The sequence below is a fragment of the Vibrio sp. GLN_1 genome (assembly GCF_043106015.1).
Classification (GTDB): Bacteria; Pseudomonadota; Gammaproteobacteria; order Enterobacterales; family Vibrionaceae; genus Vibrio; species Vibrio parahaemolyticus.
The window spans coordinates 107,467-133,898 of the sequence record NZ_JBICMD010000007.1 but is presented as its reverse complement, the minus strand read 5'-3'; the positions used below and the strand labels follow the sequence as shown (position 1 = coordinate 133,898).

The window sequence follows — 26,432 nt, the reverse complement described above, 5'->3', positions numbered from 1 at the left end:
ATGTACTCTTCAATTGCGAGCAAAATGCAGCGGCTTATAGGCGGTTTCGTTGATCTGTTCGTCGTCATTAGCGTTGTCGTTGTTATCGCGTTGGGTATCAATTTTTGGCTCTATGACTTCCGTTTATCCCTGCAAGAAAACTTCACGCTTGTTTACGACACCCACGCGGTGTACCTCCTCACTGTTCCCATTCTTCTCGTGATTAACTGGTATTGGTTGAAGGAAGGGCAAACCATCGGCATGCGTTTTGTTGGTATCAAAGTGGTGATGAAAAATGGTCGTGCCGCGACCAAAGTGACGGTTTCCATCCGGCTTGGCATCAGCTACCTACTCGAAATGTTTATTCCTGGCGTTCCGTTGGTGAACCTTGTGTTGCTTGTTTTTCATCCAGAGCGACGTTTGTTGCATGATTTCCTCACCAAGACCAAAGTCGTGCAAGCACCTGACTTGCTGCTGTCTATTTTGCATGATCAAAAAAAGCCACATTAAGTGGCTTTTTAAATCAGGTCAATCAACGACTATTGCTGATTGATGTACGCTTTAAAGCGCGCTTTTGTTTCTGCGTCTGCTTTTTGGTACCAGAAGTGCAGCATTTCTTCTGCCGTAGAATCTGCTTTCACTGCGGTTGCACGCGCTTGTTTCATGTCTTCAGGAATCTTTGCAGGAAGCGTGACTGGTTGCATGGTCGCTGCACCAGCAAAAGCGACGGCTGCTGTACCGCCAGCGCGGTTGTAATCTTCGATTTCACGCACGTAATCACGGCCGATTTGCATACCCGGTTTGATCAGCTTGTCTTGGTCAACTGCGACTGCTTTGCCTGAACCATCAACCAGTTTCCAATCGAGATCTTTGATGTTTTCTTCCGCGTCACGCATGTTGCGGTATTTTGGAACTTCAATCGTCAACTCTGCATTTGCAGTATCGAAGCGTGCCACGATAGCGTCACTTTCTACGCTTAGACGGTCATTACCTTGGTTGAAGTAAGGTGCGTAGCGGAAAACGACTTGGTTTACGCCATCCGGTAGCGTCAATGTTTTTTCAGAAGCAAAAAAGCCGCCAGAAAGTTTCGCTTTTTCACCGTTTGCTGCCAATACTGAAACGTCGTCAGGAACGCTAACCGTAACGTCTGCGAATGCCATGCCACTCATTGCTAGAGCAAGCGCGCAAGTTAAAGGCTTGATCAATTTCATTGTTTTTATCCTAAGCTTTGTAATTGTCCCAATTCGTCAAGATCGGTCGCTCAAATGTAGGGGGATCTTGGAATTCTTTGGGTATAGCGATCAACGAGATTGCATCGTTAAGTGCTTGATTGCAACTCTCAAGTGTAAGAAGTATGAAAATTTAACAAGAACGTCATTTTTATCTCATCCGTTGCGATGAAACTGTGAGCTAAGGTTAAATAGAAACAAACCGCTGCAGGGCAACGGTTTGTTTTATTCGGTCAAAGATAAGGCATTACCTTGGTAATTTAAATACCGGCACCATGTCCAGATTCTGTTTGTTCCTCTTCTTCTTTGAGTTCAGCCATTTCTTCTTGCTGTTGTGCTTTCTCGATGCTCAACCACCAAACGAACAACTCATACCAAATCGCCAGAATAACCGCACCTAGGAACAGGCCAACGATACCGTAGAAAAGCATACCGCCGATGGCCCCAAGCAGAATCACTGGCATTGGTACGTCTACACCACGGCCCATGAACATTGGTTTTAGTAAGTTCTCAGACAGCGCACCGACAACCGCCCACACGGTAAACATGGTTGCGGTTGTGCTGTCTTGCGTCATGTACATGTAGCCAATCACTGGCAATACGGCAAGCAGCGCAGGAAGCTGAGCGATACACAAAATCATCAGAATCAAAGTGAGCAAACCAGCAGCAGGAACGCCAAACACAAAGAAGCCAGCACCGATCAATAGCGCTTGAATCGCAGCCACACCAACTACGCCAAGCAGCACGCTTTTAATGGTCGCGGCGATAAGCGTTGTCCAGCTTTTCGCGTTTTCGCCAGCGGTACGGATCGCGATAGTTTGTAGGCCTGATGCCAACGACTCTGAATACGTCATAAAGCCAGCAGCGATAGCCAGTGACAAGATAGACAGCAACAAGCTACCTAACACGCCGCCAACCATGCCAAGCAAAGAGGTTAATGCTGACTTGATTTGTGGCATAAAGGTTTGTATTGCTTGCTCTAAGTTTGTCGCAAAGAGCGTCCATACTTCATAAAGTTTGTCACCCACAAGAGGCCAATCAGCAACTGAAGCTTTAGGTCCAGGGATTTTTACCTGACCATTTTGCAGTACGTCCAACGCGTGTGTTGCACCATCCACGATAGAGCCCGACACCATCACTAGTGGCGTTACCAGCAGGGCGATACCCAGCAGTGCGATTGTTGTGGCAGCCAAGCCGCGTCTGCCGCCGTAAGCGCGTTGCAGTTTTTTGGTCAGTGGTAGTAGCGCTACCGCGATGATGGCACCCCAAATCACTGGAAGGATGAAAGGCCTGATGATGTCGTACGTAAACATCAGCAATACGAAGATCAAGCCAATACGTATCGCTGATTCCACCATGTTACTGATGAAAAGCTTACTTTCATTTCTTTCCGATTGTTTATCCATTTTTGTTTACCTGATGATCAATGTTGGAACTGACGAGACTTGAAACAACAATCGCCATATAAAACACACCTGTAATGGCCTCTAAATACACCACGACTTGAGCCAGTGGCGTTAGAGGGCTGATGTCGCCATAACCGAGCGTGGTTAAGGTGACGAAACTGAAATACGCCGCATTGGAGAAGTTCTGCCCCCAAGAAATCGCTTCCATACCGGTAAAGGCTTCAGGCGAGAACTCAAGCAGAATGAGGTAGGCAATCGCCCACATCAGACCAAGCAGCAAGAAAAGCGCGACCGAGCCAATCACTTTGTTGCTGTTGACGTGGCCAGTGAAGAGAATCTGTCTTGCGATGGATTTAAAAGTGCCGAAAAAGAACGCGAAGGTGAGAGCAAGCATCACCACATTCATCTCGCGGATGTTAAAAACGGTCTTGATCACAATCACTAGTACCCAAACACCAAACAGGGTATAGAGGAATCGAGACCACGTTTTGTCAAAGCGAAGGCTGGCAAAACAGACAATGAACGTGAGAACCGTGAACGCCTGCAGTATGTGTTCAATCGTCCCTTCGCCCACCACTTGTGCCATCGCACTCCCTAGCAACAAAATCACCAGCGCTAAGGTTAGATAGAAGAAGTTGTTTTCTTCATTAATGTTTTTGAGTTTTTTACCAATGACCATGGTTCTTCTCACTTAGTTACTGTTCATTTTCTGCCGATGAATCTTTCATCACCATAATGGACGCAGAAAGCCCGAATCGAAGATCAACATCTTCAGGAAGCTCTTGGATGGAGATTCGTACCGGAATACGTTGTGCTAAGCGAATCCACTGAAAAACAGGGTTCACGTTTGGAAGAAGGTTGTAACCGACCGTGCCGTCTTTTGGCGCAATACCCCAACCGATAGAGTCAACGGTCGCGTCGATAGGCGTGTCTGGGTGAGACATCAAGGTGACACGTGCTTGGCTACCCGGTTCGATTTGCGCGAGTTGGTTTTCGCGGAAGAAGCCAAATACCCAGAAACTGTTTTTGTCGATCAGTGCGAGCAGCGGTTGGTTTGCGACCGCTTGTGTACCGTTTCGAATATCGAGGTTAGACACAAAACCATCGACGGTCGCATAAACTTTGGTGAAACTGAGGTTAAGGCGCGCTGACTTTAATTGCTCTTCTGCAGATTTGATTTGCAGTAGCGATTCCTCGTAAGCGATTTCACGACGAATCAGATCCTTGTGAGATACTGCGCCGCGGTCTTTCGCGCGAATGTCTTTAAGGCGATCGTATTCGATTTTTTTACCGCGAGAGCTCACGATGGATTTTTCCAACGCCACTTCGGCTTGAGATAGTGCGACTTCGTAAGTGGTTGGGTCGATTTCAAACAGTAAATCGCCCGTTTTCACTTCTTGGTTGTCTTGCACCGAAACATTCACAATTGGGCCAGACACTCGCGGTGCGACCTTGATGACGTTCGCGCGTACTTGGCCATCGCGTGTCCATGGATTATTAAAATACTCTTCAAATTTTTGATAGCCGAGCCAAGCTGCGCCACCAAGAATGACAAGATTGAGTGCGATTACGAATAGTTTTTTCATCTTGTTTGGCACCTAAAATTGAATATAAAAGCTGTCGATGGCCACCACATAACCGACCATGATGGCAATAAACGTCAGAGACGGAAAAGCGATGAAGCGAGACAAACGTGTCTTGTTCAATATCATCACCGTTATCCACGTTGCCGTGACGGCGAGAAAGAGCACCAGTAGCGTGGGAGAAAAGTAAATGTCTCCCCAAGAGAGTTCATGAGGCATTAGAGATCCTCCGTTTTGTTCTTATCGCTGTTTTCCGTCGGTGTTTCGATAGGCAAAGGTGGCAACGTACGGTTTTCTTCATCCAGATAACCGTCCCAATCGGTACGATCTTGCATCTGCTTGGCGATGGATTCTTCAAGGAATGGTTTCCCCGTTTGTGCCTGCCAGCCGCCGCCCAACGCTTTGTACAGCGCGATCACTTGGTTCGCGACATTGCCTTTAATTTGCGCGTAACTGTCTTCCGCGCGCGTCATTTTTTCGACTGAGTTGAGCAGTCGCTCAAAAGAAATTTGGCCGTTTTCGTACTGCGTCATGGAGATGTTGAACGCACGAATGGAGGAGTTGACCGATTGCAAACGTAAATCTTTTTGCTGCAAATACAGGTCATACGCTTCGATCGCATTGGTCACTTCGTTCACGGCTTGCAGCACTTTTTTGTTGTAGTTGGTCAGCGTTTCTTGGAAGCGAGCATCTTCGAAGCGAATGTTATTTTTCACACGTCCGTATTGGAAAATGTTCCAACTGAACGTTGGGCCAACCACCATGGTGAGCGAATCGCTAAAACTGAAACTGCTGCCGTCGGGAACCGTACTGTCGATACCGATGGAACCGAACAACGAAAAGCTTGGGTACAGAGCCGTTTCCGCCACGCCAATCTGCGCACTTTGCGCGCGAGCTTGCATCTCAGAGACTTGCAAATCCGGACGGCGCATCACTAAGTTCGCGTCCACTTGGGTATCCAACAGCGGTGGGCGCGGCACAATGGAGTGCTCGTCGGTGCCCGATAGCGCCGATTTTCTGCCCGTCGATTTGAACTGCGCTTCATAATCAGCAATTTGCTGCGTCAAACCGTCCGATTGCAGCAATTTCTCTACTTCTTCAGGCAATACACCCAGTAACAAAGCCAGTGCCGTGCGCGATTGCTTCATCGCGACTTCGAGGCTTGGTTGCGCGGCTTTTGTGGTGTAAAGCTGGTTTTTCGCTTGCTGTACGTCTAGCTCTGTTACGTTGCCGGAATCAAACTGAACTTGGGTGATGTGCACAACGCGTTCTTGAATCTCGATATTGCGGCGAGACAGCAAAATACGTTCTTGGAATGTGCGATAGTTGATGTAATTGCGCGCCACCTCAGCTGTGATGGTGACCATGATGTCGTGATACGAGGCGATGGATGCGTAATAACCGGCTTCTGCAGATTCGATACCACGAGCGTATTTGCCCCAAATATCCATTTCCCACGCCGCATCAAACGACAGAGCGGCGTTGTTTACACCCTGATCATTCACGTAGGCACGCGCTAGATTTCCTGACACGGTTTGAACTTGCGGGTATTGCAAGCCGGTCGAAATGCCAAGTAATGAACGAGCTTGGACAATGCGCAGCCCCGCGGCTTCTATGTCTAGGTTTTGCTCATTCGCCAACTCGACTAATTGATTGAGCGTCGGGTCGTTAAACTGCTGCCACCACTGTTGTAATTGTTGCTCGGATTGCTGCGTATCTTTGGCTGCTTTTTGCACCGACCAATCGCTTGGTAATGGCGTTTGCGGTGGGTGGACATAGTCTGGCCCCACAGTGGTACACGCACTGAGCCCGAGCAGGGAAAGTATGGCGAGGCTTGGTTTGGTTAGTTTTGGAAGCATCATATCCCCACCTTTAAAACCGCTTCTGTTGTAAGTTCACCCAATCGATATCCTCGTAGGTTTGCTTGCAATGCTTGATTGCTTCGAACACGTTCCGTTTTAAATTCAGCAAGATATAAAAACCGGCTATCTCAGAATAAGCGTAGTCAGATAAATCCAACTCACTAAAAAAATCTTCCAGTTTATCTTCGAATATTTGGTAATCCTGACTGTATTGGTCGAATACGGAGTCGAGTTCTTGTGTTGCTTGGTGGCTGGCTAAAGCGCCCGCCATCAAAGGAATGATGGAATCGCGGTGTTGTTGGCGAAGCTGAGTAATCAGCGGATTGGTCATCAACTTTTTCTCGGCGGCCATTAAGATGTTGATGTGATTACTGAGTACATCACACGCTTTGCTAAATGCGCCAATCGCTTCTGGCGTGGTTTTGTCAAAGTGTTTGTGGTTGATTTTCGAACCCCACACCTTGAGCTTTTTCGATGAAACGTTGAGCGTCACCAAGTGCAAGGCCCGTTTGAGCGGAGTGATAATCGAGCTGGACTGCTTCTGATAGGAGTCAAACAGATCCCGAGTGTGCCTAAAGTAGCGCTCTTTTATAGTCAAAAAGAGGTGTTCTGGTCGTGAGCTAAACGGGAAGTAGTGCGCGAAAATGATCATGAATACCACCATGTAGAACAGCAGCATGATCGTCATGAGGATCCCGAAGTGATAGAACATGTTGTTATCTAAACCGAGAACAAACAAGCCCACCATGTAGAAAATCGTCACTGGCCCGTTAAACAGATAAAAGCCGATAAAGGTGTAGATAAAGATGAATAGGCCAAGTTCTAACCCGAGATCCAATTGCGGAAGAATGAAGACGTAAGAAGGCACCGCGAACAAGAAGCCGAAAGTGAACAGCACTAGCAACAAAATCGGGTGCACAGGCACGAACGACAGCAAAGACATAAACATGGTCGAGAAGACCACGAACGAGTATCCGCCTGGCGGATTGAAATAAATCCAAATCAGTCCTGCAACCCAATAAGTGACAAAGGTTTTGACCGCGGTTTTAAAGTTTTCTGCGTCCCACCATAGAAACTTGCCTTTCGGTTTCGGCAGCGGCACGTCAAAGGAGACATTGTTCGTCACAGAGTCAATGCAGCTAATGCTCTCCGCTAAACGCGACAAGTTTTGATGCATGAGCCCCAAAAGGTGCCCCAGCATAAGCGCAGAGCCTTTCTCTAGGTGCGCTGCGTCTTCAAGCAACGCTTGGTTGTATTCGACTTTGAACTCTTGAGCACGAAAAGCAGGCTCTTTTTCGTCCCAGACTTGTTGGCAGGTATCAAATAGCGCGTCAATTTCCGCAACGGCTTGATCAAAGTTGCTGATGCTTTCACGGTCTTGCTGGTGGCTAAAGTGGCTGTGCGCCGCAACGGTCAATTGTTGCGTTACCTGCTTGTTCAAATGAACCGCCAAGCGCCACTCTTTCATGTAGGCCGACACGTCGCTGCATTCCACACTGACTGTGGCAAAACGCTGTTCGAGCGCATTTTGGGCGGCGAACATCTGTTCGATAAGAGAATCCACGCTAGGTTGTGGCTCTCCTGCTTCTGGATTTTCTTCTCCCTCTTCTTGAGTAGAGACTTGCCCTGCCGATTTTTGCTCGAAATTTTGCAAGATAGCGGTGAACAACGCGCGTTGTGCTTGGTTGAGTTGTTCGATGAGCTGTCTTAGGTTTTGTTCTGTTTTGGTCGGGAATAAGAAAGTCCCCACGAGTGTGTAAACCACCACCCCAAACACCGTCATATAAGCGCGGTCAACGCCATAAAGAAACGCACCTTCTGCATCACCGCCATTGGACATCATCAGCGTCATGACGCCGGTCAGCATGAGTAGCGTTGGATCTTTTTGGTAGGCATTACGGAAGTAAAAAATGAAAGAGACCACAACCGACACGCTCAGCATGTACAGCAAGCGGTCTTGAGCAAACAATCCCACCAGTAACAAGCCAACGACGGCGCCAACCAACGTACCGAACACGCGTAAGGTACCTTTGGCGAGAGATTCACGACGACTGCCTGTGGATGCAATCAGCATCACTGTGGTTGCGGCCGTCGATGCTTGCGGCCAACCCATGGCAAACGGGATTAGATAAGCCAGAGTCAGGCTAAGCGATACTTTAATAGCGAATTTTATTTTGTCGTTCATAGTGTCAAAGTTTGCTCAGGCTTATCGTTATAAGTTGATGAATTTCTTATGTGAATAATCAGAATCTTGTTCTGAATAAATTCGGGGGGCGGAATATAGCGGGTGAAAAAGTGTGCTTTGTAAACCCTTTGTCAAAACACAAAGTGCGTATTTGGCTCGATCTCGCGCTAGCCCTTGGCGTTATTGACGAAACGCCTAAAACGAGCAAAATCGCGATCTGTGACGATTCTCACTTTTGAAACAAAATCGTCGTGTTGTGTGAGCCAATTCTCACCTTATATCCTTCGCCTGATACTAAAGCAGGCCACTCGTACCATCTGCAATGAGCTTTGCTGCTTTAAAAAGCATAGATGATGAATAGGTATTTGAGAGGGAAAGTTATTATTTTTTATCGGCTTGCCGATTGTTCGCTTGTTTTTTTGGATCGAGATAAAAAAACCAAAGCGATACCACCAAGAATGATGCCACTGGTTAAAAGTGTATGCAGTGAAAGAGACTCGTGGAGTACGACGGTACCTAGCAGCAAAGCAATGGCTGGCACGGAAAGTTGGCTGACGGCGGCTTGAAGTAAAGAGAGCTTACGCATGACTTGATACCAAAGCGTATACCCAAGGCCAGATGCAATAGCGCCAGACGTGATAGCGAGCAAGATTCCGCTCAAAGAGAGATAGATTGAGGACAGCATCAACGGTGATAGGAGTATGCCAATCATAGATGCAGCGATAAACCCCCATGTGATGCCACTACTTGGAGAAGGCGCTTGTTTGCCGAGCGCAGTAAACGCAGCCCAACAAACGCCAGAAATCAACATGAGAAGTGCAGAACTGATGTCGGGGCGAGTGGCAGATGGCAACATTAACCAAACAAAGCCAACAATCGAAAGGCCGATACCGATGATTTCGAGAAACTGAAAGCGCTCACCTTGCCACCAATAGATGGCCAGTAACGTCAGTTGCACGGCACCAAACAAAAGCAAAGCACCGGTTCCTGTCGCCAGTTGTAAGTACGCGAAAGAGAAAAGGGCAGCGTAACCAAATAACGCCACGCCAGCAAAAAAGCGAAAGCGAGAAGTTGGCCGATCGGTTTTCCACTGACCTCTCACGACAAGCAATGCGATTAAGGTAATCGCGCCAGATATCAATCGGACGAGAGTGAAGCTTCCTGCATCAATCAACCCTTCGGCCAATGCAAGTCGGCACAATAATGAATTGGCGGCGAACGCCAGCATCGTAATAGCAGTGAGTAAAAAGGTCGACATCCTTGGCCCTTAACGCAGAAATATGGATTGAGTGTAGCGTCAAACGACCTTTTTCATTAGTTGATAAAGTGATTAGTTATAGCTGTCAGAGCGAGAAAATCAGCAAAAATCACCAGAGAAAACCTGACCTTAGCCTGAGTGTTACTGTGGTAGGGATGGTTGTTCGTACAATGACTTGATGGTGTTTTTCAACCATAGCAATTTGGGATTGTACGCATTGCGTTTATGCCAAATCATGGTAAATGGAATCAGTAACTTGTCTTGTTGAGCTTGGTCTAACGGAATTGGCAAGCACACCAAATCGAGATGCAGCTTTTCTGTGTAGCTTTTGCAATAGTGCGGCGCGGTGGTGATCATGTCATGCGTCGGCTGCGCTGCCATAAAAAGGGATTGCTCAAAGTTGGACATCGTCAGCCCGATAGAGCGCTGTAGCCCTAGTTCCGTTAACACTTCATCCAACGCCCAAGTTTCACTTTTTTCCCAAACAATATTGATGTGTTGGTAGCTCAGAAAGGTCTCGAGATTCCACTCTTGCTGTAATGCCGGATGATCTTTATGTAAATACACCATCGGCAGGTCATAAAATAGAATCTCAAAATCCAAGAAATACGGCAGAAGATCCAACGACTCTTTCGATCTCGGGTGACTTTCTCGGCCGGTAAAACCGATATCCGCCTCGCCTCGAATGATGGCGTCGAGTGAATCGTAATCCCAGTTACTGGTTTTTACTTTCGCTTCAGGGTATCGCTGGTGGATAGCGACGATGAGTCTGTCCAGCACCGTGAGCACTAATGGCGACTCAATCGTGATATCAAAACGCACTCCTTTAGGCGTAATATCGCTGCGTTTTTCTGCAATCTGGCTGCCAATTTGCAGCCATTCTGCTAGATCTTGCTCCATGCTTTGCGCCAAAGGCGTTGGCGCAAGACCTTTAGGTGTTTTGACAAACAAAGGATCATCGAACCAATGACGAAGTTTGTTGAGCGACTTACTTACGGTAGAGGGCGTAACGTTCAGCTTTTTCGAAGCTTTCGAAACGCTTTGCTCTTGCAGCAATAATTGCAGAGTGAACAGTAAGTTTAAATCAAGTCGCGCTAGGGATTTCTTCATAATGGGTATCGTGAACAGGCTTTGGAATCAATAGTATTAGAGCAAGGCTGATTACGCTACCTAACACTAAGATAAACACCAACATATTCAGTGCACTAACGCCGATGAAACCCATAAACCAAATATAGAACGCTGAACTACAAACTTGAGCAATGCCCAGTAGTGAGCTCGCCACGCCAGCTTGTTGAGAGAATGGGCTGAGCGCTTGGCTCATGGCCACGCCAAAGCCACAAGCGAAGCCAGCGCAAATCAGCCCAAGTCCGAACACATAGTAATGAGATTGTCCATCATGGAAATGGGCAGCACTGAGCACGATGGCTGCACAAGCGAGCAATACTTGAGAGGTCATCATTAAAGTTCGCTGCTTAAAAATCCCCAATGCCAATGGCGCCGAGAATGAAATCAACATACTGATCGTCGCAGTCCCTGCCATGATGGAAGAATAGCCACCGCGATCAAAACCAAGCATGCTCATCACGACAATTGGTGAAGCGTTAACAAAGGTCAGAATGGTGGTCACTCCAAGTGCAGTAATGATCAGCCTACTGATAAAAAATCGCTCGAAGAAAGTCTCTTGATGGCTCTCTGGCGCTGTCTGTTCTTCACATTGTTGGCTGGGTAGTGATTCCTTGAGAACAAAAATGGCCAATACACTGACGAGAATGCCCATTCCTGCCATCGTGGTAAACAAACTCGGCCAAGGAAATTTCAGCATAATCAAGTGACCAATCACGGGTGCGATCACTGGAATGATACAGGTGATGCCATTGAGCATCGACAATACTTTCGCGCGGCGTTCATCGTCTAACGTGTCGCGTAAAATCGCGAACGCTACGACATAGCAAGATCCAGCCCCGATGCCTTGGCAAAAGCGAGCAATCAAGAAAGCGTTTGGTTGCTCAGCCATCCCGCCGAGAAAAGACGCGAGCACGAAGATCATCGCGCCGACGACGGCAACAGGTTTTCGTCCCACAGAGTCTGCAATTTTCCCCGCGAATAACATGGTGGTAGCCATGCCAGCTAAATAGATCGAAAACGCAATATGCAACTGAGATTCACTGGCGTTGAGATCTGACGCAATTTGAGGCAAACCAACAAGATACAAATCAATGGCAGTAGGGTAGAGTAAAACGAGTGCAAAACTACAAAGTAAAAAACGGGACATGGAAACCTCTCTATCGAATGGCGAGGATAATAGAGTGCTAAACGTTTGCCTGCGAGTGGGAAATACGACACTAGGTATTTCTATTTACGACATACCCTGTATGAATTGAGCATAAAAACAACAAGGAAGATTATGATTACTATTGAGAAGTATTCGCCTGAGCGACATGAACAAACTTGCGAACTTAGCGTGCTAGAAGAGCAATCGCAGTTTACGGTCGCGGATGTGGGTGAAATGCTTACACGTCTTGAACCCACAGAGCTTCCGCATCTGATTCTGGCAGACGATGACGTGGTTGGCTTTTTTCTATTTGATGCAGCTTACAGCGAGAAATACGATTTTTGCCCTAAAAACAGTTTAGGCGTACGTGCTTTGCTGGTGGATCACCGTCATCAAGGCAAAGGCATCGCCAAGCAAGCCATTCAACAGTTTGCCGATTTCGCCAAACGCCATTATCCCGAGTTTGAGGCGCTTTATCTCACCGTGAATTGCCGCAACATACCTGCTTATCAGTGCTATTTAAAATCAGGGTTTGAAGATACCAATGAGCTTTACCACGGCGGCCCCGTTGGACCGCAGCACATTATGAGACAACCGCTTTAAGTTCGCTGTTGAGTGAGTGTTTGCATATGGCATTCAAACTTTTAACTACACAACATTTTAAGATACCAGTGTCATATATACTTTAAGTGTTTAAATGAACAATATGATGGAGTGTCTTATGGATTTTATAGAACGAGTTCAAGCTCTTTCCAAAAAAATTCCCCAAGTATCAGCGAGTTTAGCTACAGAAGAAGCAACAAAAAACGCATTAGTAATGCCATTTTTGCACTCTGTATTAGGTTATGATGTCTTTAATCCAAATGAGGTTATCCCTGAGTTTACTGCTGACATTGCTACGAAGAAGGGAGAAAAAGTAGATTACGCACTCATTAAAGATGGGGTTGTACAAATTCTTATCGAGTGTAAAAAATTTGGTGAGCCATTGGCCACTAAACATGCTAATCAATTGTTTCGGTATTTTTCAGTAACCAATGCTCGTATTGCGATTTTAACTAATGGATCTGAATATCAGTTTTTTACGGACTTAGACGCTCCAAATAAAATGGATGAAAAGCCGTTTTTGACTTTGGATCTTGCCAATCTTGATGAACACGTAATTCCCGAAGTGAAAAAGCTTACCAAGTCTTCTTTTGATGTTGAGTCTGTGGTTGATGCTGCCGGCGAGCTCAAGTACCTCAATCAAATTAAAAAAGCACTTCATGAACAGTTTCAGAACCCTGAAGAGGAGTTTGTAAAATTCTTTACTTCAAAAGTGTACGATGGCGTCCAAACCGCAAAAGTCAAAGCACAGTTCATGGATATTACAACGAAGGCTCTAAAACAATTCTTGAACGACAGCATTAATGCTCGATTGAAATCTGCAATTGGTGGAGATGATAAAGCACCGATCAAGGTTGACGATAGCGTCAACACCTTTGAAGAATCTGTTGAACCCGTTCAAGATAAACCCAAAGTTCAAACGACAGATGAAGAGATCGAGGGTTTTAATGTCGTTAAAGCGATATTGCGACAACAAGTTGATGTACAGCGAGTGTGTGCCCGTGATACGCAAAGTTATTTTGGTATCCTGCTTGATGACAACAATAGGAAGCCATTATGTCGCCTCTGGTTCAATACCAAACAAAAGTACATTGGCCTCTTTGATGAAGCTAAAACAGAAACCCGTCATCCAATCGACTCGATTGATGATATTTTCAAATTTAGCGAGCAATTGCAAAGTACGCCAGCACTTTACGAATAGACTTACATAGAAATGCAAATGAAGCTCCAACACATGATTTTTCTGATGTTTGTGTTGGGGCTTTTTTATTATTCAATCATCTTAGTTTCGTGCAAACCTAGGTATCTTTGAGGTTTGGATGGACATTTAACTTTAAAACATATAGTTAAGGTGACTTGGATAGTAAAAACACCAAGGATGGAAATATGAGAATTGAAATCGACGATTTAGAACGGCCGCAGGTGCTTGCGTTGTTGGAAGAGCATTTGCAGGACATGTACGCTACATCGCCACCAGAGAGCGTGCATGCGTTAGATGTAAGCAAGTTGAAGCTGCCTTCAATCACGTTTTGGACAGGCTGGGATGGTGAGCAGCTATTGGGATGTGTGGCAATTAGCCAACTAGAAGATGGTCACGCAGAGTTGAAATCGATGCGTACGACGCCGTCGGCGAGAAAACAGGGCGTGGCATCCCGCTTACTCAATCACGTGATTGAGCAAGCGAAACATCAGGGGATACAACGTTTAAGTTTGGAAACTGGGTCGATGGCATTTTTTGAACCCGCGCATCGCCTATATGAAAAACATGGCTTCGCGTACTGCGAGCCGTTTGGCGACTATCAACCTGATCCAAATAGCCGCTTTATGACCCTAGCGTTGTAGCCCGTCGCGACTAAAAGTTAAAGTAGTAATTAGCTCCTGGCGAGATGAGTGATGCACGCTCACGCGCCAGTTGTTTTCTTCTCTCTCTAATACGCTTCGCGTTGTCTTTATCTAAGTTTGCATCCAATTGATGATCAAGGCGTGATATCTCCGCATCTAACGCGTTAATGCGCTGTTGACGCTGATATTCTTGATGGCCTAACTGATAGTTTTTAAGGAAAAGATCGTTAGAGCAAACGCCATAGTAGGTTTTTCCTTCTACACCCACCGTGTAACCATTGTCTGGCGAACAGTAAAGAATAGTGCCTTTATCAAAACCGTCTTGCCACTCAACGTGATTTGGCGTTACGCCTGCTTCGCGACAATCTTTAATATATTCGTACAAAATGTTTGGGTTGTTGCCTGAGCGGCCATCTTGGTAGCCGACGCGATACCAATCTGCGGTTTGGCATTGTTCTGGCGACATGCTGCTACAACCAGAAACTAATGCAAACATGGCAAAGAGAAGCGCAATGCGTTTCATGAAGTGGATTCCTTGTTACTGCGTTAGGTTCGCTGATTATAAATGAACAGTGTTCATTTCCAATAGATAAAATTAATAATTACCGACTTATTGATGCGTCGCGCTTGTGAGTTTGTCGGCTTGAAGCAAAAATTTTTTGCTTGTGGAACGAGCGTTTTTCGTCAGTAGTGATGTTACGAATAGAGTAGTTTGCGTGAAGGTAGAGGCGAGACTAGTGGGGTGGGAATCTCTTCGTAAGCCGCATCTATAAACAGTTGCCTGCACGAATGTTACCTTTTCTCAGAGATTCCCATATCAAAAGCCCCTCGATCGAGGAGGAACGGGACTTTCGATAATTTTACGATTAACTTTCAAATGAAAGTTTGTTGCCAAATGCGGATTTCCAGTCTTTATCAAATTGATTGACAGCCGGCTGAACTGCTGGATGAGAAAACATCTGCGCGGCCACATCGACAGGTAAGGTGATCGCTTCAATACCTAACTTCATCACTTCCATCGCTTGTTGGGTATTCTTAAAACTCGCTGCCAAAATTTTTGCAGGCAGTTGGTTTTGATCCAGTAGCAATTGCAGGTCTGCGACCACTTCTACACCGTTACCGTTCATCGCATCAATACGGTTCACATAAGGCGCAAGATAGTCAGCGCCACACAATGCCGCAAGGAAACCTTGCTGAGCAGAGTAAATAGCAGTGGCGAGTACTTGAATTCCCTCTTTTTTCATTAACTTAATTGCCGATAAGCCTGTTTCGGTTGCTGGCACTTTGACGACCATATCATAAGGTAATTCATGGATTTGGCGCGCTTCTTCCACCATGCCTTCTACAGTTGTGCTCACCACTTGAGCATGGAAACGGGGTGTGCCCCCTAGCGCTTCTTGCATGCCAGCTAAGGTTTGGTTCAAGCCTTGTTTTGACTTCGCCAAAATACTTGGATTTGTGGTTACCCCTTTCAGAGGTAGGCATTGGTTAAAGCGTTTTACTTCTGCCACGTCAGCAGTATCTAAATAGAGTTCGATCATGGGTTCTACCTTATACAAAATCTTCGTTTTGATGATGGGATCACTATAGATCTGACAATCCGCCGAGATCTTGATTTTGATCAATTGTAATTTCAATTGAAGCTATAATAATTTCATAAAACGAAAGTTAAGTGGCAATATTTCATTATCAAATGAAGCTTTCAGAAAAAGAAAAGCGTGAAAAGTAGAAGAGCAAACCAAGAGGCGGACGGCAATGTATTTCAATATTCAGAGGTTCTCGACCCACGATGGTGATGGTATTCGCACCATTCTGTTTCTGAAGGGATGCAGTCTGTCCTGTCCTTGGTGCCAAAACCCAGAAAGCCGCAGTGAAAAGCACTCTCTGCTGTTTGATGAGCGCAGTTGTATGGCGGACTGCCAGCTTTGTGTGTCGGCTTATAAACAAACCGTAAACGGCGACATGGCGAGTGATGGTATCCGACGCATTGACGATCAAATCATCATCAATCGAAAAGCCATGAGCGAAGCGCAGATCATAGCGCTGCGAAACGTATGCCCAACACAAGCGCTCAGCATATGTGGAGATGCGGCGAAGTCGGACGACTTGTTTGAAGTGTTGATGAAAGACAAGCCTTTTTACGATCAAAGCCAAGGTGGCGTGACGTTTTCTGGTGGCGAGCCGCTGATGCAGCCAAATCTTGTGGCAGAACTTGCCGAACGTTTGCATCAAAACCATGTGTCTACGGCGGTGGAGTCGTGCATGCATGTTCCGTGGAAAAACGTAGAAAAAGTTGCGCCGTATATCGATTGCTGGTTAGCGGATCTTAAACACACCGACGAAGAAAAGTTTCTCTGCTGGGCGAAGGGATCGTTAAAACGCATCAAAGACAATTTTAGAAAATTGGCACCAATTGCGAAACGCATTGTGATTCGTATTCCTGTTGTGCCGGGCTTCAATGACACCATTGATGAGCTCAAAGCGATCATTGATTTCGCTGCTTCTTTAGAAAGCTGTCAAGAACTTCACTTGCTGCCGTATCACACCCTCGGCATCAATAAATACCGTTTGCTCGATATGCCTTACGAGTGTTCTGACAAACCATTAAATAATCCAGAACTGCTAGAAAACGCAATGCAATACGCAAGCGAACATACTCAACTTAACGTGATTGTTAGAGGTTAACCATGGACCTACATACCCTTCCAGAGCGAATCAAAGCCCACAAATCGGCACTGGTCAACATCGTAACGCCGCCTATCTGTACTGAGCGCGCAGAGGCTTATACTCGAGCGTATCAGGCAAATGAAGACAAACCTGTGATTGTGCAACGAGCGTTGGCGTTACAAGAGCACTTACGCACTCGCACCATTTGGATTAAGCACGACGAGCTGATTGTAGGCAACCAAGCGAGCAAAGTACGCGCTGCGCCGATCTTCCCTGAATACACGGTGCGTTGGATTGAAGCGGAAATCGACGAACTGGCCGACCGACCTGGGGCTGGTTTTGCGGTAAGTGAAGAAGACAAACAAAGCATTCACGCCATTACGCCATACTGGCGCGGTAAAACGGTTCAAGATCGCTGCTATGGACTTTTTACCGACGAGCAACAAGAGATCCTAGCCAGCACCATCATTAAAGCCGAGGGCAACATGACTTCGGGCGACGCGCACCTTGCGGTGGATAACGAAAAAATCCTGAAGATCGGTATGAACGGTCTGCTGGATGAGGTTCGTCAGCATCGCGCTAATAACGACGTGTCGACGTATGAAGGGTTGAAGAAAGAGCAGTTTTATAAGTCCGTCGAAATTGTCTTGCTTGCGATTCAGGAGCACATGGTGAGTTACGCCGATCTCGCTCTGGAAATGGCACAAAACGAAACGCGACCAGAGAGGAAAGCGGAACTGGAGACAATCGCAGAAAACTGTCGTCATGTGGCTTTCCATGCGCCAACCAACTTCTGGCAAGCTCTGCAACTGAGCTATTTTGTGCAGTTGATGTTGCAAATTGAATCGAATGGCCACTCTGTTTCATTCGGTCGGATGGACCAGTTCCTAAACGACTACTACGTGCGTGATCTTGAAAGTGGCGCGATGAACAAAGCGTTCGCCCTTGAGTTATTGCAAAGCTGTTGGTTGAAATTGCTTGAAGTAAACAAGATTCGCTCTGGTGCGCACTCAAAAGCATCGGCAGGTTCTCCTCTGTATCAAAATGTCTGTATCGGTGGCCAAAAGCTGAATGAGAATGGAGAACCTGAAGACGCCGTAAATCCGCTATCTTGGGCGATTTTAGAGTCTTGTGGTCAGCTACGTTCCACACAACCGAACTTGAGTGTTCGCTATCATGAAGGTCTGAATCAAGAGTTCTTGATGGGCTGTATTGAAGTGATCAAATGCGGATTCGGTATGCCTGCATTCAACAACGATGAAATCGTCATTCCAGAGTTCATCAAGCTAGGCGTCGAGAAAGCAGACGCTTACAACTACGCGTCTATTGGCTGTATTGAAACCGCTGTTCCAGGCAAATGGGGTTACCGTTGCACGGGCATGAGCTTTATTAATTTTGCGCGTATTTTACTGGCGGCGCTTAACGAAGGTGTAGATGCAACGACGGGCAAAGCCTTCTTGCCGCATGATAAGTCGCTAGCAAAAGGTAACTTCGAGAGTTTTGATCAAGTCACCGCTTCTTGGGCGGAGCAAATTCGCTACTACACACGTAAATCGATTGAGATCGATACCGTAGTCGACAGCGTGCTTGAGCAGCAAGCGCAAGATATTTTCTGCTCATCGCTGGTGGATGACTGTTTGGCGCGTGGTAGAACCGTAAAAGAAGGCGGAGCGAAATACGATTGGGTATCTGGCCTGCAAGTGGGTATCGCCAATTTGGGTAACAGTTTGGCGGCGATCAAACATTTGGTGTTTGAAGAAGCACAAATCAGCCAAACGGAATTGGCAAAAGCATTAGAAGAAGACTTCGATGGTATTGAGAACGAACAACTTCGCCAACGCTTAATCAACTTCGCGCCAAAATACGGCAATGACGACGATTATGTCGACCAACTGCTGGCTGATGCTTACCAAGTTTATATCGATGAGTTGGCGCAATTTGTCAACACACGTTATGGGCGCGGACCAATTGGTGGTGGCTACTACGCGGGAACATCGAGCATCTCTGCCAACGTGCCATTTGGCGCATCCACGATGGCAACACCAGATGGTCGAAAAGCGAAAACGCCACTGGCGGAAGGCGCAAGTCCAGCATCGGGCTCTGACCGTTTGGGACCAACGGCGGTGTATAACTCAGTCGGTAAAATTCAAGCCAATAAAATCCTAGGTGGCGTGCTGCTTAACCAGAAGTTAAGCCCAGCGGCTGTCGCTTCAGAAGGAGATAAGCTCAAGCTTTCAATGCTGATTCGCACCTTCTTTAATCACCACAAAGGTTGGCACGTGCAGTACAACATCGTCTCTCGTGAAACCTTGCTGGCAGCGAAGAAGAACCCTGAGCAATATCGTGACCTTGTCGTGCGAGTTGCGGGCTATTCAGCCTTCTTTACCGCGCTGTCACCAGACGCGCAGGATGACATCATCGCCCGTACCGAACACGAGTTGTGATGGTCTCAACCCCTGTTAATGCAGAAGGCACCGATAGGTGCCTTTTTGTTTACTCTTCAATGGTTATGCCACTAGAGCCGGGAAGCTGCGACACAAAATTGGAGCCCATGAGTTTAGAGGGTGTGTATATACCGGCTTCAGGCTTCGTATGTAGCAGGTGTTCTACAATCGCCAGAGATCCCGTTACGGTTAAGCTGTAGCCATTGGCCGTTTGTACTCGTGCTGTTTTGCTTTGTCCGAGTTTGTTACTTGCTTTACCCCACACATATGTGGGTAATTGGTTTCTTTGCTCCTCATTCGGTCCTTTTACGGTTCTTTCAATACGGCTTTTTATGAGGTTTTGTACCCAGGTTATGCCGAGAAGGGGGCGAACCCAATTCGCTCGTTTAGCGTTTTTTATCATGTTCGGCGATCCGGGAATAAAAACATCAATATTCTCAATCCCCGTGGTGTAATAGGCGGTTGAAACATCGCCCCACGGAATGGTCATCGCAAGTTTTTCGCCGTCACCAAAATCAATGTTGCGAACTTTATACGCTAGCGGAACGGTGGTGATTTTTCCGTTAAGTCTCACTTTTCCGCCTTGAGCCAAACCTTCGACAGACGTTTTCGCTGTGCCCGGAGAAAAACCAGAGCGAGAGTCAAAACCGAGAGACAAGTGGGTTGCATCTGGTAGCGCAGCTTTCAATGTGGCTGCAATGCAATCCGTTGGAATAACATCAAAACCAACACCAGAGCACAATACGACACTAGCTTCCTTTGCTTGTGATTGCAGCGTTTGTGCAAACTCAAATACAGAGATCTCACCTGTAATATCGAGATAATGCGCGCCTGCTTCTAGGCACGCTTTCATCATCGGTTTTGCCGTCGAAGAAAAGGGCCCTGCGCAGTTTAATACCAGTGAGGAACCCGAAATATGTTGGACCGCGCTGCTTTTATCCTCAAGAGAAAAAGCAAGACTTTGCAGCCCTAGTTCAGCCGCTAGGCTTTGTACTTTCTCTAAACTTCTACCTGCAAGGATTGGGTGGTGACCCCGTTTTACGGCCTCTCTCGCAATCAGCTCGCCTGTATAACCATTGGCTCCGTATATGATCCAACGCTCTGGGGATGATGCCGGTGTGTTATCTTTCATCAAAAAGCTCCTATCAATGCCTGCTTAAAGAGGTTTCTGGTCATTGGCTTTTTCTTGTTGAATTGTGGTCAAGCCTTGTTCGAATGTGGTGATTTGAAAATCTGGAAAACGAGTCTGAAACTTATCTGAAACAAAAAGGTTGTCAGATTCGTAGCGAGGCAAAAGCTCGGCTGCATCTCGAATGGTTTGATTAAATCGCCCAGCTAGCCACAATTGCCAGCGCTTGATGACTTTGTATTTCGGCTGAACGTTAAAAACCTTTGCCGCAACAGCGATAAACTCCCGATACGTCAGTCGACGATCATCGCAAGGCAAATGCCAAGTTTGTCCGTAAGCATCGGGCGTATTCCCAATTAGCGCCATGGCTCGGCTTGCGTCTGGCGTATAAATTAAGCTGCGTTTGGTGTCATCACGTAAAAACACTTTTGCGCTCTTTTGGTTAAGTAGATTATCGATAATGGCGGAATTAGTGATGCTTTGCGTTTTTCCCGGGCCGTAAAATTCCGGAGCGCGACAGATAACGGCTTCGATTTCTCCTTTATTCATCGATTCTAGCAGCATGTCAGTAATGACCGCACGAATTCGACCTTTTTCTCCATTAGGTTGAAATGGTGCATCTTCTTGTTGAGGCGTATCCGTTTGCGGGTACATGTAGGTATTATCAAAGTAAACAAGCTTTGCTTGATGAGTTTTACATGCGGCGATGACATTACGCATCATTGTTGGCCACTGTTCCACCCACAGTTGGGTATCCATTGGTAGCCCTGCAGTAAGGTAAACGATACTAGAACCTTTTACGGCATCTGATGTTTGTTTCGCGTCGAGCAAGTCCGCTTTTACCAGTTGATCCGTCTCGTTGACTCGATGCGGATTGCGGCTCACTAAACGGATGTCGCTCGTAAAGTCTCGTTTTAGGCTTAATGCTAGCTCACGGCCAATTTGCCCACTTGCACCCAATATCGTTTGCATTCACCAATCTCCTGCTGTGTTGCTTTGATATTCATCCTAAGATTAAAGTTAGGTTTAAGGTCAACCCGCATTTTGAAGATAAATCAGATTAATTTTTATTGAATATAGAAATAAGGAGATGGCAGACCTGAGCTAAGGGCGAATGGTTTTGATAAACTCAATTTAGTGGCAGGTAGGGAACTTGCGAATCTTTAACTCAACATCAAGAGTAAAGCTTCGCTTGTTAACGTTGCTTTGCTTTGGTGACGGCTTTATTTTTATTTGAAGGGTTTTCTTTGGTCAGAATCGTTTGACCAAGCTGAGACATGACGCGTTTTGCATTCATTGCACAGTCCATGTCATCTGGCTTAGCTTCAATCTCTTTAAGTACTTCTTTTAACTTGCTTTTACTCTGCGCAATTTTTCGCTCAAGTTCGTCTAGCTCTTGGACTTTTTGCTGCAAGGTTGTCAACAACTGATGATGATCCCAGTTAGAAAGGTCGGATGGCAGTAACGCACTTAGTTCATCCAAACTGAATCCAGCTTGCTGACCCGTTGTGATCATGTCCAGAATCATTAACGCTTCTTGCGGATACTCGCGGTACCCATTGGCTTTACGGGTCACGGTTTTTAGCAGTCCGATGCGCTCGTAAAATCGAATACGCGAGGGAGCAAGGCCCGTTTTTTGTGCCAGTTCGCCAATTTTCATATCAAGCGTGTCTCATTAGGTTGATAAAATAACCTTACCATTTCTGAACATTCTCGCCAGTTTGGTGTTCGGTCGTTTCGTTTCTTGCTTTCTTACCGTTACAGCTTGTGCAAAATTTCCACGCATTTCTTTGTGACGTCGTCGTACTCTTTTGTCATGTAAGCGGTAGTGATGGCACCTTCTTTCATGATGCAAATAGCATCGAGTAATGATGTGTTGTCTGATTTGAGATAGCGTTGAATTAGCTCTCGAACCTGTTGTTTATGGTGGCGGCAATACGTTGCGATTTCGCCACTGTCGTCACTGAATTCGGCGGACGTGTTGATGAAGAAACAGCCGCGAAACTCGCCCAATTTTTCCTCAGAACCATGAAACCAGCCGTTAAGCGCGGTAAACAACTGGTCGATTACGTCTGTACTCGATTGTGCTGATGACAGTTTTTCCTCTAGCCACGCCATGAAGATTTGGTGGCGTTGTTCTAATGCGGCGAGGATGAGCGCTTCTTTGCTCTCAAAATGGCTGTACAGCGTGCGTTTAGCCACGCCAGAAACTTTAAGGACTTCATTGATGCCAATGGAGTTGATGCCCTGTTTGTAAAACAGCGACAACGCGGTGTCGATCAATAGCTGTTTCTTTTTGTTCATAACTACGTCCTCAAAAAGTTCTACAAACACATATTGACAAAGGTAGACAGATTTGTCTATTTTAATTTGTAGACAATTCGGTCTACTTTGAGGTGTTTATGAATAATTTAATTTTATCTTTGGTCGCGGGGCTTGGTGCGACATTGGCTATTGGTGTGTTGTCTTACGCCGAGGTATCTCTTACTGAGGTTGTACTTCTCATGGCGCCCTTTGGTGCTACGGCGGTGTTGGTGTTTGGGGTGCCTAGCAGCCCTCTCGCTCAACCAAAAAACGTGATCATTGGTCACTTCATTACGGCATCTATCGGTATTGCGTTTAGCCAATACGTTGAGATCACGCCAATCACCCTCGCGATTGCGACTGGGTTAGGTGTGTCAGCGATGCTGATTACGAAGACAACGCATCCACCTGCGGGCGCAAATCCTATCTTGATCATGGCATCTGGGCAGGGGTGGAGCTTTCTGTTCACGCCAGTACTGATCGGCGCGGTGGTGATTGTGCTGGTTGGTAAGGCTTTGCAGTTGCTACAGAGTCAGTACTTAAACCCTCGTTTGAACGGTCAAAAGACCTAAGTGGATTGCAAGTAAGGCCGTATTGGGGGATGACCTCTTTTGCGGCTTTTCCCTTTCGTGGATGCTTAAAAATAAAATCTGATTCTCTCTTGGTATTCAGTCGTATACATAAAGATGATAGCTAAATTGGTATACCGCGATGAATAGACTTCACCCAAAGAAACTATTGCACAGCAAATGGACGGCGACGTCACCTAAAAATAAAGAGAAGCACTTTGTCGTAACTGAAATGAAACTGGATGAAGACGGCAATGTTGTGAAATGCGTCATTGAAGCCGTTATGAGTAAACGTGAGCAAGAGATGAACTGGCAAAATTTGAAAGACCCAGAGTTATGGCGGCAGGGTTGGAAGTAATTTGGGTTTTGCATTAGATGAATCAAGCAAAAACGGTTGAGGTAGATAGGCAAAACCGGTGTGGTCTGATACGTTGAGAAATTCGTTTTTCAGCCTAATTAAAGGACGACTCATGATCGACTTCGATAACTCCTCTGTGTTCAAGCTTAAGCCTATTGACGTTTCCAAAGTCAGAGATGATTTCCACAAATTTTTGATTGATGGTGAGACCATTTTCGCCGCTTTTAAAACCGTTCGTGATCAAGTGGTGTTTACCAACAAACGAGTGATTGCGGCGAATGTGCAAGGTATTACGGGCTCAAAAGTGGATTACACGTCGCTGCCTTACAGCAAGATCAATGCATTCTCTATTGAGACTTCCGGCACGTTTGATCTCGATTGCGAAATTGAGTTTTTCTTAAGTGAAGTGGGACGAGTTCGGTTTGAAATTAAAGGCTCATTTGACCTCGTTGTGTTCAATCGTATGATCAGTGAACGCGTACTTGATTAGGTTATGGGGCTCTTAAACCAGAAAAAAAAAGTAAAGGAAGCAGACAAAAGCGAGCAACGTTGCTGATAGCACTGGGTAGATGATGTATGAGTCTTGCTTGTTGGTTCGTTGAAAACACAACGACACAAGCAGAACATTGTAAACCACGAGCAGCAGGCTGATCATGGTGCCACTGTTTAGGTTGAGGCTAGAGAGTTGGGTAAGAAAAAACGCCAATAATAAATAGTCGAAGATGATTAGCCACAAAAAGGCTTTCTTCAACACATCACGTCTTTTTGTGTCGGGCATTGGCTCGTGCATATTGAACTCTACTAAAAGTCACGGCAATTGGATTAGGGATTAAAAAGGTCACCAGCAGGGCGAGGTGACCTTTGTGGTTTATGGCGTTGACAAGCGTTATAGTGCTTGGATTTTCGCTTCTTGTTTTTCTGCGTCCGTCGAGTAACGGATCACTTCTTGTCGAATAACGGGTTGGTTAAATTCCGCTTTTTGTTTCGCTTTTTGCAGCTCGCTGTCATCTTGATTGCCAAATAAGGTCTCAAGCACTTTTGCTGCTGGTGTTGTCAGAATAAACAGTTCGATTCGACGGTTTTCGCTTGAATCTGGCTCATCTGGGTTCAGCAACGCTTGATCTGACATGCCAGTAACTTGCATGACGCGATCATCAGGCATTCCGCCTTCAACCAGCGTTTTTCTCGCCACATCAGCACGCGATGCCGACAGCGCCCAGTTCGACTGACGACCAAAACGTTTCTTAAACGGAATCGCATCGGTATGACCACTGATGATCAATGGGTTGGTTACTTGCTCGAAAAGAGGGGCAAGTGCCAACAGTAAATCTTCAAAAAATGGCGTAAGCTCGGCTCCACCACGACTGAACATGTGCTGTTTGTAATCGTCTTGCAACACGATACGCAAGCCTTGTGGTGTCACAGTAACGTTGACGTTTCCTTGCGCGTTGATCTGCGCGGTCATCTCTTCGATAACTTTTGCCAGAGCAGCAAGTTGCTCTTGGGTGTCGAAGGTGCCAGGAACTAGAGAGTTAATTTCTGGACCATCACCGTCACCTTGAAAATAAGAGCTCACAACGTGATTGGAATTGTGTTTACTTGGCACAGAAGAGTCCTGTGCCAAGTCGATAGGAGAGATACTTTGTGAGGTATCAAATGGATTGCCGTAACTCTTGTCGAACACGCTTGAGCTATGCAAGTGGGCAACAATCGCTTTACGCTCTTCTTTATCCACCACTTGCATGACCCAAAGCACAAGAAACAGCGCCATTAGGGCGATCATGAAGTCAGCAAACGCGACTTTCCACGCGCCGCCATGAGGTTCGTCATGGCCGTGAGCTTTGGCACGTTTGAACACTACATGCTCTTGTTTTTGCATTATCCCTCCTGTTCAGCTAACCACTTCTCCATTTGGTTGAATGTTGGTTTGATGTCTAGCTGAATGTGTTTACGGCCAGCGTCGATGGCGAGCAATGTTGGCTTTTTAGCGACGTAAGCAACGAGCGTTGCGCGTACGCATTCAAAAGCGGTCATATTACGTTTCACTCGCTGAGCCATGGCGTTACTTAGTGGATCTAGACCACAGTAACAACCAAAAATACCAATGAATGTACCTACAAGGGCAGCGGCTACGTGATAGCCAATGAGCGCAATAGAACCATCTATGGCTTGCATAGTGATGATGATGCCACCAACTGCGGCAAGAATACCGAAACCAGGTAGTGCTTCTGCGGTACGCTGTAATGAGCGTGAAGGCAGCAGCAGTTCGTTCTGGATAGCTTCGATTTCTTGTTCTAACAGTCCCTCTAATTCATGAGGCGACATTTGTCCCATCGCCATTAAACGTAAATTATCAGTAATGAACGAAATCAGACGATGATCCTCAGAAACTAGCGGGTACATCAGGAAGATAGAGCTTTGTTCTGGTGCTTCGATGTGAGAATCCAAAAACTTGAAACCACGGCTACGCGCTGTTTCTAGCAGGTTGTTTAATAGCGCCATCAGCTCCATGTAGTACTCGTACTCTTCAGTTGGACCTTTGATGGTTGCTGGCACTTGTTGGCGCATCTCTTTCAGCACGTGTGGTGGGTTACCAATAATGAGAGAACCCGCTGCCGCGCCGATGATGATCAGAAATTCTGCTGGTTGCCAAATTGCACCTAGCTTACCGCCAGCCCACATGTATCCGCCGAAGACACACACAAGGATAGTGAGGACTCCTAAAAACTTTTGCATCTT

At 46.3% G+C, this 26,432-nt stretch carries 28 protein-coding genes; 9 read left to right on the top strand and 19 right to left on the bottom strand.

Annotated elements, in window-relative coordinates:
* Positions 1–489: an RDD family protein gene (locus tag ACF8OV_RS03330; RefSeq protein WP_005462711.1), complete on the top strand. Its 489-nt coding sequence runs from the start codon at positions 1–3 to the stop codon at positions 487–489.
* A 29-nt stretch (positions 490–518) separates the two neighbouring features.
* Here the strand turns inward: ACF8OV_RS03330 and ACF8OV_RS03325 are convergent, their stop codons facing one another.
* The 10 genes from ACF8OV_RS03325 to ACF8OV_RS03280 all read right to left on the bottom strand — a co-directional run bounded on the left by ACF8OV_RS03325 (position 519) and on the right by ACF8OV_RS03280 (position 11,777).
* Positions 519–1,190, bottom strand: a complete 672-nt coding sequence (locus ACF8OV_RS03325; protein WP_005499910.1) for a DUF2057 domain-containing protein — start codon at positions 1,188–1,190, stop codon at positions 519–521.
* A 278-nt stretch (positions 1,191–1,468) separates the two neighbouring features.
* The gene (locus ACF8OV_RS03320; protein ID WP_005484213.1) at positions 1,469–2,614 is read right to left on the bottom strand and encodes an AI-2E family transporter; all 1,146 of its coding nucleotides are present in this window, start codon (positions 2,612–2,614) and stop codon (positions 1,469–1,471) included.
* Positions 2,607–3,293 (bottom strand): potassium channel family protein, encoded by a 687-nt coding sequence (locus ACF8OV_RS03315; protein ID WP_005462716.1) that lies wholly within the window; start codon positions 3,291–3,293, stop codon positions 2,607–2,609. Before ACF8OV_RS03315 ends, ACF8OV_RS03320 begins: the two co-directional genes overlap by 8 nt.
* Before the next feature lie 16 nt (positions 3,294–3,309).
* On the bottom strand, positions 3,310–4,200 hold the full coding sequence (locus ACF8OV_RS03310) for an HlyD family secretion protein (protein WP_005499907.1): 891 nt from the start codon (positions 4,198–4,200) through the stop codon (positions 3,310–3,312).
* A 12-nt stretch (positions 4,201–4,212) separates the two neighbouring features.
* Entirely contained in the window at positions 4,213–4,416 is a 204-nt protein-coding gene (locus tag ACF8OV_RS03305) for a DUF1656 domain-containing protein (RefSeq protein WP_005462724.1), read from the bottom strand.
* A complete protein-coding gene (locus ACF8OV_RS03300) occupies positions 4,416–6,059 on the bottom strand; it encodes a TolC family protein (RefSeq protein ID WP_025573616.1) in 1,644 nt (547 codons plus the stop codon). Before ACF8OV_RS03300 ends, ACF8OV_RS03305 begins: the two co-directional genes overlap by 1 nt.
* 10 nt (positions 6,060–6,069) lie before the next feature.
* A complete protein-coding gene (locus ACF8OV_RS03295; RefSeq protein ID WP_203503513.1) occupies positions 6,070–8,244 on the bottom strand; it encodes an FUSC family protein in 2,175 nt (724 codons plus the stop codon).
* 388 nt (positions 8,245–8,632) lie between these two features.
* A complete protein-coding gene (locus tag ACF8OV_RS03290; protein ID WP_005484187.1) occupies positions 8,633–9,502 on the bottom strand; it encodes a DMT family transporter in 870 nt (289 codons plus the stop codon).
* Between the two features lie 141 nt (positions 9,503–9,643).
* On the bottom strand, positions 9,644–10,612 hold the full coding sequence (gene yidZ, locus ACF8OV_RS03285; RefSeq protein ID WP_025524491.1) for an HTH-type transcriptional regulator YidZ: 969 nt from the start codon (positions 10,610–10,612) through the stop codon (positions 9,644–9,646).
* Positions 10,587–11,777, bottom strand: coding sequence for an MFS transporter (locus ACF8OV_RS03280; protein ID WP_025632450.1), 1,191 nt, complete (start codon positions 11,775–11,777; stop codon positions 10,587–10,589). The genes yidZ and ACF8OV_RS03280 overlap by 26 nt, the downstream gene beginning before the upstream one ends.
* Before the next feature lie 132 nt (positions 11,778–11,909).
* Here ACF8OV_RS03280 and ACF8OV_RS03275 point away from each other — a divergent pair, with 132 nt between their 5' ends.
* From ACF8OV_RS03275 to ACF8OV_RS03265, 3 genes are all read left to right on the top strand, one after another.
* Positions 11,910–12,380 (top strand): GNAT family N-acetyltransferase, encoded by a 471-nt coding sequence (locus ACF8OV_RS03275; RefSeq protein ID WP_025508138.1) that lies wholly within the window; start codon positions 11,910–11,912, stop codon positions 12,378–12,380.
* A 118-nt stretch (positions 12,381–12,498) separates the two neighbouring features.
* Positions 12,499–13,581, top strand: a complete 1,083-nt coding sequence (locus ACF8OV_RS03270; protein ID WP_024701019.1) for a type I restriction endonuclease — start codon at positions 12,499–12,501, stop codon at positions 13,579–13,581.
* Positions 13,582–13,766: 185 nt separating this feature from the next.
* Entirely contained in the window at positions 13,767–14,222 is a 456-nt protein-coding gene (locus ACF8OV_RS03265; RefSeq protein WP_025515282.1) for a GNAT family N-acetyltransferase, read from the top strand.
* A 10-nt stretch (positions 14,223–14,232) separates the two neighbouring features.
* On the opposite strand, the gene ACF8OV_RS03260 is transcribed toward ACF8OV_RS03265, so the two are convergent.
* Both ACF8OV_RS03260 and ACF8OV_RS03255 read right to left on the bottom strand, forming a co-directional pair.
* Complete coding sequence (locus ACF8OV_RS03260; protein ID WP_140067781.1) at positions 14,233–14,745, bottom strand: DUF2799 domain-containing protein; 513 nt, start codon at positions 14,743–14,745, stop codon at positions 14,233–14,235.
* Positions 14,746–15,088: 343 nt separating this feature from the next.
* Positions 15,089–15,763, bottom strand: a complete 675-nt coding sequence (locus ACF8OV_RS03255) for a fructose-6-phosphate aldolase (RefSeq protein WP_140201696.1) — start codon at positions 15,761–15,763, stop codon at positions 15,089–15,091.
* A gap of 214 nt (positions 15,764–15,977) precedes the next feature.
* On the opposite strand from ACF8OV_RS03255, the gene ACF8OV_RS03250 reads away from it, so the two are divergent.
* Complete coding sequence (locus tag ACF8OV_RS03250; RefSeq protein WP_169615260.1) at positions 15,978–16,907, top strand: glycyl-radical enzyme activating protein; 930 nt, start codon at positions 15,978–15,980, stop codon at positions 16,905–16,907.
* 2 nt (positions 16,908–16,909) lie between these two features.
* Complete coding sequence (locus ACF8OV_RS03245) at positions 16,910–19,333, top strand: formate C-acetyltransferase/glycerol dehydratase family glycyl radical enzyme (protein ID WP_203503510.1); 2,424 nt, start codon at positions 16,910–16,912, stop codon at positions 19,331–19,333.
* A 49-nt stretch (positions 19,334–19,382) separates the two neighbouring features.
* On the opposite strand, the gene ACF8OV_RS03240 is transcribed toward ACF8OV_RS03245, so the two are convergent.
* The 4 genes from ACF8OV_RS03240 to ACF8OV_RS03225 form a co-directional block, all read right to left on the bottom strand.
* The gene (locus ACF8OV_RS03240; RefSeq protein ID WP_140096891.1) at positions 19,383–20,465 is read right to left on the bottom strand and encodes a trans-acting enoyl reductase family protein; all 1,083 of its coding nucleotides are present in this window, start codon (positions 20,463–20,465) and stop codon (positions 19,383–19,385) included.
* 24 nt (positions 20,466–20,489) lie between these two features.
* The gene (locus ACF8OV_RS03235) at positions 20,490–21,434 is read right to left on the bottom strand and encodes an SDR family oxidoreductase (protein WP_005462753.1); all 945 of its coding nucleotides are present in this window, start codon (positions 21,432–21,434) and stop codon (positions 20,490–20,492) included.
* Between the two features lie 223 nt (positions 21,435–21,657).
* Positions 21,658–22,122, bottom strand: a complete 465-nt coding sequence (locus tag ACF8OV_RS03230) for a MerR family transcriptional regulator (protein WP_005462760.1) — start codon at positions 22,120–22,122, stop codon at positions 21,658–21,660.
* Positions 22,123–22,220: 98 nt separating this feature from the next.
* Positions 22,221–22,766 carry a TetR/AcrR family transcriptional regulator gene (locus tag ACF8OV_RS03225; protein ID WP_015313610.1) on the bottom strand — a complete coding sequence of 182 codons (546 nt, stop codon included), beginning with the start codon at positions 22,764–22,766 and terminating at the stop codon, positions 22,221–22,223.
* A 98-nt stretch (positions 22,767–22,864) separates the two neighbouring features.
* Between ACF8OV_RS03225 and ACF8OV_RS03220 the strand changes: the two genes are divergently transcribed.
* From ACF8OV_RS03220 to ACF8OV_RS03210, 3 genes are all read left to right on the top strand, one after another.
* Positions 22,865–23,338: an HPP family protein gene (locus ACF8OV_RS03220; RefSeq protein ID WP_005462762.1), complete on the top strand. Its 474-nt coding sequence runs from the start codon at positions 22,865–22,867 to the stop codon at positions 23,336–23,338.
* A gap of 139 nt (positions 23,339–23,477) precedes the next feature.
* On the top strand, positions 23,478–23,693 hold the full coding sequence (locus ACF8OV_RS03215) for a TIGR02450 family Trp-rich protein (protein WP_140269200.1): 216 nt from the start codon (positions 23,478–23,480) through the stop codon (positions 23,691–23,693).
* A gap of 112 nt (positions 23,694–23,805) precedes the next feature.
* Positions 23,806–24,183, top strand: coding sequence for a PH domain-containing protein (locus tag ACF8OV_RS03210; protein WP_025552769.1), 378 nt, complete (start codon positions 23,806–23,808; stop codon positions 24,181–24,183).
* Between the two features lie 12 nt (positions 24,184–24,195).
* Here ACF8OV_RS03210 and ACF8OV_RS03205 read toward each other — a convergent pair whose 3' ends face one another.
* The 3 genes from ACF8OV_RS03205 to motA all read right to left on the bottom strand — a co-directional run bounded on the left by ACF8OV_RS03205 (position 24,196) and on the right by motA (position 26,429).
* Positions 24,196–24,483 carry a hypothetical protein gene (locus ACF8OV_RS03205; protein ID WP_005462765.1) on the bottom strand — a complete coding sequence of 96 codons (288 nt, stop codon included), beginning with the start codon at positions 24,481–24,483 and terminating at the stop codon, positions 24,196–24,198.
* Between the two features lie 96 nt (positions 24,484–24,579).
* Positions 24,580–25,572: a flagellar motor protein MotB gene (locus tag ACF8OV_RS03200; protein WP_392404325.1), complete on the bottom strand. Its 993-nt coding sequence runs from the start codon at positions 25,570–25,572 to the stop codon at positions 24,580–24,582.
* A complete protein-coding gene (motA, locus tag ACF8OV_RS03195) occupies positions 25,572–26,429 on the bottom strand; it encodes a flagellar motor stator protein MotA (RefSeq protein ID WP_005462768.1) in 858 nt (285 codons plus the stop codon). The genes ACF8OV_RS03200 and motA overlap by 1 nt, the downstream gene beginning before the upstream one ends.
* Positions 26,430–26,432: the final 3 nt, after the last annotated feature.

What these genes read in the sequence shown, in the direction of transcription:
- ACF8OV_RS03265 (WP_025515282.1), top strand. Translation starts at nt 13,767, where the DNA reads ATGAGAATTGAAATCGACGATTTAGAACGGCCGCAGGTGCTTGCGTTG.
- ACF8OV_RS03315 (WP_005462716.1), bottom strand. Translation starts at nt 3,293, where the DNA reads ATGGTCATTGGTAAAAAACTCAAAAACATTAATGAAGAAAACAACTTC.
- ACF8OV_RS03310 (WP_005499907.1), bottom strand. Translation starts at nt 4,200, where the DNA reads ATGAAAAAACTATTCGTAATCGCACTCAATCTTGTCATTCTTGGTGGC.
- ACF8OV_RS03330 (WP_005462711.1), top strand. Translation starts at nt 1, where the DNA reads ATGTACTCTTCAATTGCGAGCAAAATGCAGCGGCTTATAGGCGGTTTC.
- ACF8OV_RS03240 (WP_140096891.1), bottom strand. Translation starts at nt 20,465, where the DNA reads ATGAAAGATAACACACCGGCATCATCCCCAGAGCGTTGGATCATATAC.
- ACF8OV_RS03305 (WP_005462724.1), bottom strand. Translation starts at nt 4,416, where the DNA reads ATGCCTCATGAACTCTCTTGGGGAGACATTTACTTTTCTCCCACGCTA.
- yidZ (WP_025524491.1), bottom strand. Translation starts at nt 10,612, where the DNA reads ATGAAGAAATCCCTAGCGCGACTTGATTTAAACTTACTGTTCACTCTG.
- ACF8OV_RS03215 (WP_140269200.1), top strand. Translation starts at nt 23,478, where the DNA reads ATGAATAGACTTCACCCAAAGAAACTATTGCACAGCAAATGGACGGCG.
- ACF8OV_RS03220 (WP_005462762.1), top strand. Translation starts at nt 22,865, where the DNA reads ATGAATAATTTAATTTTATCTTTGGTCGCGGGGCTTGGTGCGACATTG.
- ACF8OV_RS03235 (WP_005462753.1), bottom strand. Translation starts at nt 21,434, where the DNA reads ATGCAAACGATATTGGGTGCAAGTGGGCAAATTGGCCGTGAGCTAGCA.
- ACF8OV_RS03255 (WP_140201696.1), bottom strand. Translation starts at nt 15,763, where the DNA reads ATGATCGAACTCTATTTAGATACTGCTGACGTGGCAGAAGTAAAACGC.
- ACF8OV_RS03295 (WP_203503513.1), bottom strand. Translation starts at nt 8,244, where the DNA reads ATGAACGACAAAATAAAATTCGCTATTAAAGTATCGCTTAGCCTGACT.
- ACF8OV_RS03320 (WP_005484213.1), bottom strand. Translation starts at nt 2,614, where the DNA reads ATGGATAAACAATCGGAAAGAAATGAAAGTAAGCTTTTCATCAGTAAC.
- ACF8OV_RS03260 (WP_140067781.1), bottom strand. Translation starts at nt 14,745, where the DNA reads ATGAAACGCATTGCGCTTCTCTTTGCCATGTTTGCATTAGTTTCTGGT.
- ACF8OV_RS03270 (WP_024701019.1), top strand. Translation starts at nt 12,499, where the DNA reads ATGGATTTTATAGAACGAGTTCAAGCTCTTTCCAAAAAAATTCCCCAA.
- ACF8OV_RS03205 (WP_005462765.1), bottom strand. Translation starts at nt 24,483, where the DNA reads ATGCACGAGCCAATGCCCGACACAAAAAGACGTGATGTGTTGAAGAAA.
- ACF8OV_RS03200 (WP_392404325.1), bottom strand. Translation starts at nt 25,572, where the DNA reads ATGCAAAAACAAGAGCATGTAGTGTTCAAACGTGCCAAAGCTCACGGC.
- ACF8OV_RS03290 (WP_005484187.1), bottom strand. Translation starts at nt 9,502, where the DNA reads ATGTCGACCTTTTTACTCACTGCTATTACGATGCTGGCGTTCGCCGCC.
- ACF8OV_RS03210 (WP_025552769.1), top strand. Translation starts at nt 23,806, where the DNA reads ATGATCGACTTCGATAACTCCTCTGTGTTCAAGCTTAAGCCTATTGAC.
- ACF8OV_RS03325 (WP_005499910.1), bottom strand. Translation starts at nt 1,190, where the DNA reads ATGAAATTGATCAAGCCTTTAACTTGCGCGCTTGCTCTAGCAATGAGT.
- ACF8OV_RS03280 (WP_025632450.1), bottom strand. Translation starts at nt 11,777, where the DNA reads ATGTCCCGTTTTTTACTTTGTAGTTTTGCACTCGTTTTACTCTACCCT.
- motA (WP_005462768.1), bottom strand. Translation starts at nt 26,429, where the DNA reads ATGCAAAAGTTTTTAGGAGTCCTCACTATCCTTGTGTGTGTCTTCGGC.
- ACF8OV_RS03245 (WP_203503510.1), top strand. Translation starts at nt 16,910, where the DNA reads ATGGACCTACATACCCTTCCAGAGCGAATCAAAGCCCACAAATCGGCA.
- ACF8OV_RS03250 (WP_169615260.1), top strand. Translation starts at nt 15,978, where the DNA reads ATGTATTTCAATATTCAGAGGTTCTCGACCCACGATGGTGATGGTATT.
- ACF8OV_RS03225 (WP_015313610.1), bottom strand. Translation starts at nt 22,766, where the DNA reads ATGAACAAAAAGAAACAGCTATTGATCGACACCGCGTTGTCGCTGTTT.
- ACF8OV_RS03275 (WP_025508138.1), top strand. Translation starts at nt 11,910, where the DNA reads ATGATTACTATTGAGAAGTATTCGCCTGAGCGACATGAACAAACTTGC.
- ACF8OV_RS03300 (WP_025573616.1), bottom strand. Translation starts at nt 6,059, where the DNA reads ATGATGCTTCCAAAACTAACCAAACCAAGCCTCGCCATACTTTCCCTG.
- ACF8OV_RS03230 (WP_005462760.1), bottom strand. Translation starts at nt 22,122, where the DNA reads ATGAAAATTGGCGAACTGGCACAAAAAACGGGCCTTGCTCCCTCGCGT.